The organism is Vibrio sp. Isolate25 (assembly GCF_022398025.1).
GTDB lineage: Bacteria > Pseudomonadota > Gammaproteobacteria > Enterobacterales > Vibrionaceae > Vibrio > Vibrio coralliilyticus_A.
The window spans coordinates 1,103,566-1,116,338 of record NZ_JAKEUT010000001.1 but is presented as its reverse complement, the minus strand read 5'-3'; the positions used below and the strand labels follow the sequence as shown (position 1 = coordinate 1,116,338).

General features: G+C 47.3%; 9 protein-coding genes and 1 pseudogene. All 10 read left to right on the top strand.

The genetic code is table 11. The features are described 5' to 3' along the window. Positions 1-224 precede the first annotated feature (224 nt). Positions 225-1,202, top strand: coding sequence for a LacI family DNA-binding transcriptional regulator (locus L1D15_RS04880; protein WP_239874845.1), 978 nt, complete (start codon positions 225-227; stop codon positions 1,200-1,202). 163 nt (positions 1,203-1,365) lie between these two features. Further along, positions 1,366-2,604, top strand: coding sequence for an extracellular solute-binding protein (locus L1D15_RS04875; RefSeq protein WP_006961328.1), 1,239 nt, complete (start codon positions 1,366-1,368; stop codon positions 2,602-2,604). A gap of 11 nt (positions 2,605-2,615) precedes the next feature. Then, a complete protein-coding gene (locus L1D15_RS04870; RefSeq protein WP_006961327.1) occupies positions 2,616-3,710 on the top strand; it encodes a sugar ABC transporter permease in 1,095 nt (364 codons plus the stop codon). Beyond that, complete coding sequence (locus L1D15_RS04865; protein WP_043010050.1) at positions 3,703-5,121, top strand: carbohydrate ABC transporter permease; 1,419 nt, start codon at positions 3,703-3,705, stop codon at positions 5,119-5,121. Before L1D15_RS04870 ends, L1D15_RS04865 begins: the two co-directional genes overlap by 8 nt. 18 nt (positions 5,122-5,139) lie before the next feature. Then, positions 5,140-7,482 carry a glycosyl hydrolase family 65 protein gene (locus L1D15_RS04860; protein WP_239864452.1) on the top strand — a complete coding sequence of 781 codons (2,343 nt, stop codon included), beginning with the start codon at positions 5,140-5,142 and terminating at the stop codon, positions 7,480-7,482. Next, entirely contained in the window at positions 7,475-8,107 is a 633-nt protein-coding gene (pgmB, locus tag L1D15_RS04855) for a beta-phosphoglucomutase (protein WP_006961324.1), read from the top strand. The genes L1D15_RS04860 and pgmB overlap by 8 nt, the downstream gene beginning before the upstream one ends. Positions 8,108-8,161: 54 nt before the next feature. Beyond that, positions 8,162-9,295, top strand: coding sequence for a sn-glycerol-3-phosphate ABC transporter ATP-binding protein UgpC (ugpC, locus tag L1D15_RS04850; protein WP_006961323.1), 1,134 nt, complete (start codon positions 8,162-8,164; stop codon positions 9,293-9,295). A gap of 182 nt (positions 9,296-9,477) precedes the next feature. Beyond that, entirely contained in the window at positions 9,478-10,488 is a 1,011-nt protein-coding gene (locus L1D15_RS04845; RefSeq protein ID WP_198562020.1) for an OmpG porin family protein, read from the top strand. 71 nt (positions 10,489-10,559) lie between these two features. Next, positions 10,560-12,128: a glycoside hydrolase family 32 protein gene (locus L1D15_RS04840; RefSeq protein ID WP_239874844.1), complete on the top strand. Its 1,569-nt coding sequence runs from the start codon at positions 10,560-10,562 to the stop codon at positions 12,126-12,128. After that, positions 12,122-12,763 (top strand): annotated as a pseudogene (locus L1D15_RS22095) (alpha-amylase family glycosyl hydrolase); the annotation flags it as partial. The gene L1D15_RS04840 and the pseudogene L1D15_RS22095, both read left to right, overlap by 7 nt. Positions 12,764-12,773 lie beyond the last annotated feature (10 nt).

Below are 12,773 nucleotides of genomic sequence, written 5' to 3'. Positions count from 1 at the left end.
TTTTTAAGTGAAGCAAAATATAACATTTACAACTAATCTTACTTTTGTTGTCAACACTTGATTGTCCCGCTAGCAACGCCTTGATGAGTTTATTCATCCTTCATTACAAACTTGTTGTCGACCATTTATTTGCCGGCAAGTTTCTTTACGTAAATTAAGCTTGAAATTTTCTCTTGCGCGAAGATAATGAACGTAAAGTTTACGTTTTATGGTGGGAGAGCGCCGTGAGTGCACCAAAAACAGATGCAGAGCTCAAGAAAGCTACGATACATGAAGCGGCGAAAATCGCTGGTGTATCAATAGCTTCTGTTAGTAGAGCCTTGAATAACAAACCCGGAATCAGCGAGAAAACGAGAAAGAAAATACTCGAGATATGTAAAGAGTTGGGTTACGTCCCTAGTACCTCGGCGCGAGAACTTACCGGTAGCCACAAGAATACAATTGCTATTTCTCTGGGACCACATGACTTTTACGCGTCTCGTTACCTTGGAATGCTTTGGCCATCATTGTCGGCAGCTATTCGTAATTCAGGTCGGAATCTATTACCAGTCAGCTTTGGTGAAGTGGAGCTTGAACAGATTGGCGGAGCGGTGCTCCTTGGTATCACCAATGACGATCCGAGAATTGAAGTGTGTAAGAAAATGGAATTACCCTTCGTTTGTATTGGGATGAGTGAAGGTTCGTTTTGGGTTGCACCTGATGACTTCAATGGTGGTCGAGAAGCTACACAACACCTTGTAGATAAAGGTCTGACCGATATTTGCTTCGTCACACCAACCACTTATGGCGATGGTTATCAGTTTAGACATCAAGGTTACATGTCCGTCATGGCAAGCAACGCTTTACCTGTCAGAGAGCTACGGACTGGTGCAGAACCGTTGGGAGAAATCGCGGCGTATCGCTTCTTTACGCAAATGGAACGTAAACAGCTTGAAGGCTATCAAGGTTTTGTATGTGAGTGTGATGAAACCGCTTTGGGCGTGATTGCGGCATTAAAAGACCGTGGTTACTCGATTCCTGAAGATTTTTCCGTAGTTGGTTACGACGGGTTACCGGGGATATCGAAGGAGCTGACAACCGTTGTTCAAGATACGGATAAAATTGCTGAACGCGTAGCGAGCATGCTAGAACAAGCGATTTTGCGAGAGCAACCTGTAGGTTCTATCGTTCCTGTAGGCTTAAAATTGGGTAAAACGACGTAAAAATAGATCAAATAATTAACAGAATACTCAAAAAGCATGACTTAAGTCATGCTTTTTTTATTCTTAAACGTCATGAAAGCGTAATGTGATCAACTTAACGTAAGCGCTTACGTAAAATGCGCATAATACTCTCAGATTTAAAGAAACAAGATTTGAGGGCACGATGAAAAAAACAATATTAGCAGTATCCCTACTTGCTGCTGGCCTTTCTGCAAAAGTAGTCGCAAATACAGAAGTGACCATCGCCGGATGGGGTGGTAACGATGTTGTGGTTCTGAACAAGTTAGTGAACGAAGTTCTGACCGAAGATTTTAAGAAAGCAGGGCTTACTGTTAAGTATCAAGCTGTGGAAGGTGATTTCTCTCAGTTCATCACTAACTCTCTTTCCGCAGGAACCGCGCCAGATGCTTTCTACATCGATGTTGTAATGGCCAACGCGTTAGTTGGCTCGGGTAAGGTTGCTGTTAATGCGCCACAACTGGACAAAGTCAGTACTAACATTATTCCAAGCCTAAACTCCGCGTTTACTCTCGAAGGTAAGCAGTACGGCGTCGCTAAAGATTTCAACACCATTGCACTGCAATACAACAAAGACATCTTTGATGATGCGGAAGTTGCTTATCCAACGAATAAAGATTCATGGGAAGACTTACGTAAAAAACTTCTTGATGTGAAAGATGCTTTAGCGGATGAGGTATCAGGCATTTGTGTCATGCCTGATTATGCCCGTTTTGCGCCTTTTGCACTCTCAACTGGTTGGAAGCCATTCAATGAAGAAGGCAAAACCATTCTGGATGAAAACTTCGAACGTGCATTTAACTTCTACACTGGATTAGTAACAGAAGACAAAGTGGGCATTCTGGCAACGGACCTTGGTCAGGGTTGGGGTGGTGGTTGCTTCGGTACCGAAGAAACGGCTATTGCGTTAGAAGGTAACTGGATCAGTGGCTACTTACGCGATAAGGCACCGAACCTGCCTTACGGCACGACCTTGATGCCAAAAGATCCAGTGAGTGGTGAACGCGGCAACTTATTGTTCACTGTCGCTTGGGGCGTTAACGCAGATGGTAAGAACGTCGAAGCAACGCAAAAAGCGGTAGAAATTTTGACGAGCCAGAAAGCGCAGGAGTGGGTATTGGATTCAGGCCTTGCTCTGCCAAGTCGTGAAGCTCTTGGTAAATCAGAGTTCTTCGCGCAGCAGAAAGCAGAAAATGAACTTGCAAAACAAGTGTTTGATGGTGCTCTTGAAGGAAATGTAGAGCCATTCGCATTTGGAAATTACGGCACGGCATGGATGACTCCGATTAACGAAGCATTGAATTCAGTGTTGCTTGGTCAGATGACGCAAAAAGAAGCGATCAAAATGGCACAAGCGAAATACGATGCACTGACAGCGAAGTAACGGGGCGAGTGATGAACTCTTTACGTTTACGCCAACAAGTTTATGGATGGCTCCTTGCTGGGCCATTTGTACTGACTTTGGTGGTGTTCTTTCTTTACGCGTTGGTTAGAACGGTTTACTTCAGTTTTACTGAGTACGACTTGTTCAGCGATGCAATCTGGGTCGGTCTGGCAAACTTCAAAGCACTGCTGACCGATGATCTGTTTTTACTTTCTTTGGCTAACACTGTTTGGTTTTCTCTGATTGTAACGTGTGTGCAAACTGTTTTAGCACTCGGCTTAGCAATTTTAGTCAATTCAAAAATTCGTGCCAAAAGCTTCTTTAGAACGGCATTTTACTTACCGAGTATTTTGTCGAGTGCCGCTGTCACCTTGATCTTCATTTGGTTCTACCAAAAGAACGGTTACTTAAATGGCTTTGTGACGGATGTTGTCAATCACTACCCGCACCTGAGCTGCTTTGCGCTTGTGGCCATTGTGACTCAGTTTGTTTTGGTGACGAAAGACCGGATGAAAGGTCTGCCTGTCGGTTGGTTTGATCCAGCATGGGCGATACTTTCCTTCATCATTGCGGGCGTAGCGACTTTTGTGGCGAGTGCAGTGGGTTGGATTGAAGTGACGAAAGACGTGGTTGAGGTCAACTGGCTCAACACTCGTGATAACGTCGGTCCAATGCCTTTGACTCTGTGGGCAATTGTCATTCAGAACATTTACACCACGATTCCAACTTTCATGTTGTTGTTCTTAGCCGGTTTACAAGGCATTCCGGGTGAGCTTTATGAAGCGGCTCATATTGATGGTGCAAACAAATGGCAGCAGCACTGGAACATTACGATTCCTCAGCTTGCACCAGTGACATTTGTTGTCGTGACTTTCTCAATCATTGGTACGTTGCAGATGTTTGACCAAGTGGCACTGCTTGGCTCAGCAGCACCATTGGAGTCTCGCATTACTCTGGCGTACTACGTATATCACAATGCGTTCCCACCAGGTGGCACTCCGCAAATTGGTATGGCAAGCGCAGCGGCATTGGTATTGGCGTTTATCACGCTGGCAGTGGTTTATCTGCAGAAAATCTTTGGAGTGAAGGAGAAAGCAGATGGCTAACCAAATGTCAGCAATCAACCATGAGGATGCAAAACCTATGGCATCTATGGAAGAGATTTCAAAGTTTCAAGCGCGTCGTCGCTGGGCGAAAGTTGCTTGGGTTTACAGTGCCTTACTACTCGTGGCTACAGTGATGTTAGGGACCTTCGTGGTGGCGTTCTTGGCGAGTCTGAAAGATGACCCGTTGGAGCAACCATTTAAGTTCAACTTTGCTCAGGTTCAACCAAGCAACTGGGGCGCAGCTTACCAGCTCGGTAAGGAAGGTAACGATGCGCCAATGTTCGGTGGTTTCGCTCCGGGAGCAGAAGTGAACTTCACCGTGACTTACGCGGTGGAAGACGGCAAGGAACTGAAAATACCTGAAATTGAAGTGCCACGTCGTCGCCCTGGTACAGGTATGGCTGCGGCTATCGTGACCGACTTTGCTGCCGATTATGCACAAGTCAGCGAGCCAGTGTTGGTAGACACTAACGACAACGTGACGTTTGTAGAAAAGCGTGGTCGCCGTGAACTTACTAAGCAAGGCCACAGCCAAACGTGGGCATTTTCCATCAAGTATCAAGGTCAAGGTCCTGAGATTGCAACGCTACCACTAACCGTAGAAGCGCCGCGCGGCCAAGTGCTGATTGATAGCACGCTAGCGCCAAGCAAGATGGAACGTCGTGGCCGTGTAGCGGCATGGGATAACGCAGCACCGGGTGTGATTGGTTACGTGTTTAAGTCTTACGTTCGCGTGTACACCGAGTCAGTCAGTTTAGAGACCGGTAAGAGCCTGTTCATGAGCTGGACCATCAACTCGTTCTTCATTGCGATTGGTAAGGTAATTCTGACCTTGTTCTTTGCATGTACTGCTGGTTATGCCTTAGCTCGATTGAAGTTCACTGGTGCCCGTGCTGTGTTTGCTTTCATGTTGTTCAGCATGATGATTCCGGGACAAGTAACCTTCATCTCTAACTACCTAATTTATAAAGATATCGGCTTATTGAATACGCCATGGGCGGTCATTACGGCGGTCGTTGCTTCGGGTCAGGTCCTGATCATGAAACAGTTCTTCGAGAACATTCCGAAAGAACTGGAAGAAGCGGCAATCGTAGATGGCGCAAGCCCTGCTGTGATTCTTTGGAAGGTATTTATGCCACTGGCGAAGCCAGCCATCTTGTCGGTGACCATCCTTGGATTCCAAGGGGCATGGAACGACTTCTTCTGGCCTCTGGTGGTGATCAACAGCCCAGCTGATGCATTCACGCTTCCTGTTGGCCTATTGAGTTTACGTAACGCCTATGGCGTAGCAGGTGACTGGAACCTGATCTTGGCGGGGGCTTTCCTGTCAACAATCCCAGTACTGATTGTATTTATGGTTTTCCAACGTTACTTCGTGGGTAACGATATTTCTTCCGCTGTTAAAGGTTAAATTTCGGGGATATTTAAGATGTTTATGAACTACAACGCTGGTCAAGGCGAACTAAAAAACTGGATCGTTGAAGAGACGGCTTTTGACTCAGCTTTCCAAGGTAAATGTGAAGTAGTAATGAGCCAAGGAAATGGCTACATGGGCGCGCGTAGTGCAACGGAAGAAAAATACGTGGGACAGGTTCGCAACCTTTTTGTTGCGGGTACTTACAACAAGTTTGACGCAGACGAAGTGACCGAGCTGCCAAACTCTGCAGACATGAGTGCGATTGAAATCTTCATTGATGGCCGTCGTTTTCACCTAGAAACAGGCGAGGTAAGCAACTACTCTCGTCGTCTGAACGTGAAAAACGGTGAACTCATCCGTGAATTCACTTGGACAAACACAGAAGGCAAGAGCTTCGAGATGCGCTTCCGCCGTTTCTTCTCGCAAGCAAACCTTCATCTAATGGCATTCGACGTTCAAGTTAAAGCTTTAAACAGCGATGCGAAAATCGAAATCCGCTCTGGTGTGGACGCGCAGCTTTCTAACTCAGGCGCACAGCACTTCCACGAAGGTGAAAAGCGTATTTACGACAAGCGTTTTATCGAGCTTCTGCAGCACACCACAGAAAGCAAAGTAGACTTTGTATTCCTAACATCTCACCGCTACCTTGTGGATGGTCAGGAAATTGAGATTGACCCAGGTCTGCAAATGGACCGCCGTAAAGTATGGCTAAACATCCACCACGATCTGAAAGCGGGCGAAACGTTCGGTACAGAGAAAGTTGGTGTGGTGCATACGTCTCGCGATAAGCAGTTCGACGTTGAAGGATACGAACTTCAGGCTTTGCGTGACCATGCGTTGACTAACCTTAAAAACAATGCAGACCGCAGCTTTGATGAGCTTTTAGAAGAGAGTGCAGCAGAGTGGGACAAGCGTTGGGCAGGCATGAACATCACCATCGGTGGTAATGACTTTGACCAACTGGCGATTCGTTTTGCGCAGTACCAACTGAACATCTTCACGCCAATGCACGATTCTCGTTTCGGTATCGGTGCGAAAGGTCTGTCTGGCGAAGGCTACAAAGGCCACTCGTTCTGGGATACAGAAGTCTTCATGCTTCCGTTCTTCATCTACACAATGCCAGAAGTGGCTCGCAGCCTACTAGAGTACCGCTTCCGCACGCTAGGTGGCGCACGTAAGAAAGCAGCAGACAACGGTTACCTAGGTGCACAGTTCCCATGGGAATCAGCGCTAACAGGTGAAGAAGTAACGCCAGTATGGGGCGCGGTAGATATCATTACAGGTAAGTCGACTAAGATCTGGTCTGGCTTTATCGAGCAGCACATCACATGTGACATCACTTACGCATTGTGGCAGTACTACCAAATCACAGGTGACCAGAAGTTCATGGACGACATGGGCTACGAGATCATGTTCGACACAGCAACGTTCTGGACTAGCCGTCTAGAGTGGCTAGAAGATCGAGAGATGTGGGGTATCTGCAATGTTATCGGTCCTGATGAGTACAAAGAGCACATCGACAATAATGCGTTCACTAACTACATGGCAGTAGAGAACATCAAGCTGGCGATTCGTTACTACGAAGATCTAGAAACGTCTAATCCAGAGTTACTGGCTAAGCTTTCTGACAAGCTAAACCTAATTGAAGCTCGCAAGATGTGGCTAGAGCGCGTAGACAACATCTACCTGCCACAGCCACGTGCAGAAGATAAGGTTATCCCACAGGATGACACTTACTTGCAGAAAGAAATCATTGACCTGACTAAGTACAAAGAGCAGCCATTCGTTGGTGGTCTGTTCCAAGACTACAACCTAGAGCAGGTTAACGAGATGCAAGTTTCTAAGCAGGCGGACATCATGGTGCTGTTCCTTCAGCAAGAAGATAAGTTCGACCTTGAAACTAAGCTAGCGAACTGGAGCTACTACGAGCCGAAGACGCTACACGACTCATCGCTAAGCTTGTCTACTCACTCGGTATTGGCGTCAGATGTGGGTAACCCAGAACTGTCTTACGATTTGTTCCAACAGGCAGCATCTATCGATATCGGCCAGAACATGAAGAGCTCGGATCACGGTATTCATGCGGCGTCTATCGGCGGCATGTGGCAGTGTGTGGTTTACGGTTTCGGTGGCGTACGTATGCTAGGTGGCAACCTTCGTATTAACCCTAACCTTCCAAAAGAGTGGGACAGCCTGAACTTCCCAATCTACTGGAAAGGTGAGCGTTTGGAAGTAACGGTAGATCAAGAGCAAGTTCGTATTGAACGTCCTGAGTTCAACGGCCAAGCGCTAAACATCGAAGTTGCAGGCGAGCCACGTGTTATCGATTCAACAGAGGTGATTTTCAATGTGTAAGGCATTCATTTTTGACCTAGATGGCGTCATTACAGATACCGCAGAACTGCACTACCAAGCGTGGCAACGTATGGCGAACGAGGAAGGTTACTACTTCGACCGCGAAATCAACGAACAGCTGCGTGGTGTATCTCGTCAGGCGTCTCTGAACATCATCCTGAACGGGAAAGAGATCAGCGAAGAGAAGTTTGCAGAGTTGATGAAGCGCAAGAACGATTATTACGTGGATCTGCTGAATACGATTTCTGCAAAAGACGTTCTACCAGGTATTGAGCAATTTCTACTTGAGTTAAATGCACGTGGCATCAAAGTCGCGTTGGCGTCAGCAAGTAAGAATGCTCGTCCTATTCTTCACCGCCTTGGCCTAACGCCACTGTTTGATGCGATTGGTGACGGCTGGTCAGTGCAGCGCTCTAAACCAGCGCCGGACGTGTTCATCCACGCGGCGGGCCAAGTTGGTGTAAACGCTGACGAGTGCATCGTGGTTGAAGATGCAGAAGCAGGTGTAGACGCGGCAAAAGAAGCGGGAATGCGTGTTGTCGGTATTGGTCCTAACGACCGAGTTGGTCACGCGACATGGCGCTTCGATGATACTGCCAAGCTGACTTTGGCTGAAATCCTGTAGCAACAATAACAATGGGCGAGCTTGCTCGCCCTCATTAAAGACGTAGGTAGAACAATGGCACGTTTAGAACTGAAGAACATCAATAAAATCTATCCTGATGGTGCGCACATTATCAAGGATGCCAACCTGACCATTGAAGACGGAGAGTTCACGGTATTCGTTGGCCCATCAGGGTGTGGTAAGTCAACCATGCTGCGTATGGTGGCTGGCTTGGAGGAGATTTCATCAGGAGAGATGTGCTTAGATGGTGAAGTGGTGAACAACCTTTCGCCTACAGACCGTGGCATCGGCATGGTGTTCCAATCTTATGCGCTTTATCCGCATATGACGGTCTACGAAAATATTGCTTTCGGCCTGAAACTGGCAAAGAAAAGCAAAGAAGACATTGATTCAGCAGTTCGCCAGGTAGCGGAAATGCTGGAACTGACTAACCTGCTGAAGCAGAAACCTAGCCAGCTATCAGGTGGTCAACGTCAACGTGTGGCGATTGGCCGAGCGATCGTGCGCAACCCTAAGCTGTTCCTGCTTGATGAACCGCTATCAAACTTAGATGCTTCTCTGCGTGTTCGCATGCGTCTACAGTTGGCGGAATATCACCAGAAACTGAAGTCGACGGTTATTTATGTCACGCACGATCAAGTAGAAGCGATGACGCTGGCGGATAAAATAGTTGTCCTTCGTGCCGGTGTGGTAGAGCAAGTCGGCTCGCCTCTGGAGCTGTACTACTTCCCACAAACTTTGTTTGTCGCTGGTTTCATCGGATCGCCGAAAATGAACTTGCTGCCCGCAACATTGGTTGAGGCGACTGGCGATCAGGCAAGGGTAGAAGTGGGTGATTACACATTTGAAGCCGATGTTGACGCGACTGCTGCAACACAGGGCGCGCTAATGACTTTGGGAATCAGACCAGAAGATATCCACCTCGATGAGAAGGGAGTGGGCGTTATTGTTGAAGGTCTAGAGCGTCTGGGAACGGAATCGCTGCTTTACACCACACTGGTTCGTGGCGGTCAGGAAGTCTTGGTGCGTGTACCGGGGACTGTCCACGTTGAAATCGGTCAAAGGCTAAATATCCGAATTCCTGCTGAGAAGTGTCATCTTTTCGATAGCAAAGGCCTTGCGTTTAAGCGCGGTAAAACCATTGATGACCTGATAACGCTTCCACCGCAAATTCAGCAAGCCAGCTAGTTACCCCTAAATCATAACAACAATAAAAAAGCCCGCTTGGCGGCGGGCTCTGGATTACTGCATTCAAAATTCAGCTTTCGACTGATTTGAATGTGCACTTAATGCCTGTTGGCGCAGGCATCAAAAAAACTATCCCGTTGGCGCGGGACAGACAGTAACACTGAGATAATAAGGTATACCTCATGAAAAAGACAGTAGTGGCATCCTCTGTACTTCTTGCACTCACAATTTCCGGCGTGGCAATCGCCAACGAAAAAATTAACCCTGAAGAAGCTGAGCTGAAAGCCAAGCTGAGCGCGCTAGAAAACGAGTATTCGAAAGCTGAGTTGTTAACAGCATTGAATGCTGAGCCTCGTGAAGACAGCAAACTGCACGGTACGATTGGTACCAACGTTGAAATCGAGCAGTGGAAAGAAGTCAAAAACGGCGAAGTGCTGAACAATGGCGGTAAAGTCAAATACTCACTAGCGAATGGCAATTTCCGCCACGAAGACTGGGCGGGTGTGGATTTTGGCTTCTACATGGCTCGAGAGTTTAACTACTCAGGAGAGCTGTTTAGTGCCGATCATGACGGAGTGAATGACATTACAGAGATATACCTGAATAAATCTTACGCCATTGATAATGGCAGCATCGGTTGGGGTGTGAAATACGCTCAGGAAAGCGCGGATAAGCGAAGCACGCCTGAAGGTAAAGTATTTGGCTCATACCAGATTAACGATTGGCTAGATTTTCACGGCTACGCTATGTATCACGTCGAGATTAAGCAAAACCTCGGAAACTTTGACTACTACGAGCTAGAACCTGGCTTTGGCTTCAAGATCGCAGAAAACATGGGAGCGTGGATTAACTTCCGCTACCAGCAAGGTGTTTGGGATGCTAAAGGTGACGCCGATAAAGAAGTTGAAACGGAAACCATCATTAAACCGGGGATGTGGTACAGCTTCGGTCACTGGAGCGCGGCTCTCTTCGCTGAAATCGGCAAGTTCGACAAAGAAAATGACCGTACTGGTGCAAGCTTACACTCTGAGGATTACGTCAAGCTAGGTGCTTCGGCTAACTATCCTATTTCGAAAAACTGGAGCGTATTTGGCGAGTTCAGCTACAAAACAGTTGATGTGGTGTTCGGCGATGGTCAAGACGGCGAAAACACCCTGCCATTTGGTCTGATTGGCGTGAACTACAGCTTCTAAAATGACCTCTCCTCCTGATACTCAGGAGGAGAGTTTCCACTGCATTTAATATTTCTGGTTTTGGACTGACATTGGCAGCTTTGAGTCCGTTTGGAGCCTGTCCGGCTCCTTTTTTTGAACCAAACCCAGACGTATTCAACGACTTTACAGGTTGGAAAATGACAGAAAAATACCGCCCATACCTTCACATGACACCGGATTCGGGTTGGATGAATGATCCAAACGGATTAGTGTTCTTCAATGGTCATTATCACCAGTTCTACCAGTATTACCCAAGCGACACCGTTTGGGGGCCAATGCACTGGGGGCACAAAATCAGTACCAACCTGATTGATTGGCAAGAGCTTGAGCCCGCACTTTATCCCGATGAATCTGGCATGTGTTTCTCGGGAAGTGCAATTGTTGATTGGCATAACACCTCGGGTTTATTCGAGACAGGCAAACCAGGCTTATTGGCGTTCTATACTTCGTTCATTCAACCCAAAGTGAGATTGGCTGATGGCACTGAAGTAGAAGACCCAATTCAGCAGCAGTCACTTGCTTATAGCCAGGATGGGTTAACGTGGAAAAAATATGCTGATGGAGCACCGATCATCACGGCACGTGGTAATCCGGATTTCCGTGATCCTAAGGTGATTTGGCATGAGCAAAGCCAAGCGTGGGTGATGGTGGTGTCTTGCGGGCAACATATCGAGTTCTACCGTTCTACCAACCTATTGGATTGGCGTTTAGTGAGTGAGTTTGGTTACCGCCATGGTGCCCACAGTAAAGGCCCGTGGGAATGCCCAGACTTGTTTGAACTGCCTATCGAAGGCTCACAAGAAACACGTTGGGTGTTGGTGGTTGGCATTGGTGAGGGTGCGCACTGTGGCGGTGCTGGTACGCAGTATTTTATCGGCGACTTTGATGGCGAAATCTTCGTCAATCACAACCATCCAGAGAGTGTATTGTGGCTCGATTTCGGTCGTGATTACTACGCGACTCAGTCATTTTCTGATATCCCCGAAGCAGACGGTCGCCGAATTGTCAGCACATGGATGAGCAACCATCAGTACTCTCTTGAACTGCCAACACAACAATTCCGCAGTTCGATGGCCATGCCTCGTGAGCTCTTCCTGTTTGGCGGTAAAGCAGGGCTACGCGTAGGACAACGCTTTGTCAAAGAGCTTAATCAGGCGTTAAACCTTGACGTACAAACGCCAGAGCCAAGTGATGAACAAGCGATTAGCCTTTATAGCCAACAAGAAGTCATGAAGTTCCGTGCAGATGTGGCTCTACAAGATACACAAACGCTGCACTTGAATGTTTACCAAGATAATCCGGCTTACTTTGAGTTTGTTCTCGTAGAACAAGGGGTTGAGGTGCGCTCAGTGCGCCGCGGTCAGTTTGGCACTGAACGGATTGATAAACACTTCCCACATGACTATCGGGTGACCCTACCGATTGATAACGAATTCCAAGTCGAAGTGTTGATCGACAAAGGCTCGGTCGAGCTACTGATCAACGCTGGTCAATTCAGCTTTACCAACCTTGTTTATGCCAAAGAGACGCAAGCAAGTGTCGCCCTAAGCGTGGATAGCGGCTCGCTAGCACTTCGCAACGTTCAAGTATCTAGCTTGGCAGGAGAGAAAACATGTTAAACGAATTACAAACTAAGCAAGCACTCCAACAAGTGCTTGATTCAGTAGAGCTACCTAAACTCACCAAAAAAGACGAAAAGGTGTTTCTTGAACGCCTAGCACAGCATTTCCCATCTTTGGTTGGGCAACTACACACGCTTTACGGCGAACGTTATGATTTTTTCTTGCACCTACAAAATCTGGTGGTGGTGCTTGCTAAGGCCTTTTCTAGTCGTAAGCGTAAGTGGAAAAACCTGGATGAGAAGCGACTTAAAGATCCAGCTTGGTATCGTAGTGAAAAGATGCTCGGCATGGCCGTGTATGTGGATCTGTTTGCTGGTGATTTGAAAAATCTGCAAATGAAGATCCCGTATCTCAAATCACTAGGCATCAACTACCTTCACCTCATGCCGCTTTACAAAGCGCCCGAAGGCGACAGCGATGGTGGATATGCAGTATCGGACTACCGCAAGGTAGATCCCAAACTGGGTACGGAGAAAGATCTGGCGCAGCTCGCTGAGGCGTTGAGTGATGAAGGCATCAGTTTGGTGCTGGATTTTGTATTCAATCATACCTCTGATGAGCACAAATGGGCGGTTGAGGCACGCAGAGGTAACCCCGAGTTTGAAGATTTTTATTACTTCTTCACCGATAAAAAGGAAGTGG

What these genes read in the sequence shown, in the direction of transcription:
- L1D15_RS04875 (WP_006961328.1), top strand. Translation starts at nt 1,366, where the DNA reads ATGAAAAAAACAATATTAGCAGTATCCCTACTTGCTGCTGGCCTTTCT.
- L1D15_RS04870 (WP_006961327.1), top strand. Translation starts at nt 2,616, where the DNA reads ATGAACTCTTTACGTTTACGCCAACAAGTTTATGGATGGCTCCTTGCT.
- L1D15_RS04865 (WP_043010050.1), top strand. Translation starts at nt 3,703, where the DNA reads ATGGCTAACCAAATGTCAGCAATCAACCATGAGGATGCAAAACCTATG.
- L1D15_RS04860 (WP_239864452.1), top strand. Translation starts at nt 5,140, where the DNA reads ATGTTTATGAACTACAACGCTGGTCAAGGCGAACTAAAAAACTGGATC.
- pgmB (WP_006961324.1), top strand. Translation starts at nt 7,475, where the DNA reads ATGTGTAAGGCATTCATTTTTGACCTAGATGGCGTCATTACAGATACC.
- ugpC (WP_006961323.1), top strand. Translation starts at nt 8,162, where the DNA reads ATGGCACGTTTAGAACTGAAGAACATCAATAAAATCTATCCTGATGGT.
- L1D15_RS04845 (WP_198562020.1), top strand. Translation starts at nt 9,478, where the DNA reads ATGAAAAAGACAGTAGTGGCATCCTCTGTACTTCTTGCACTCACAATT.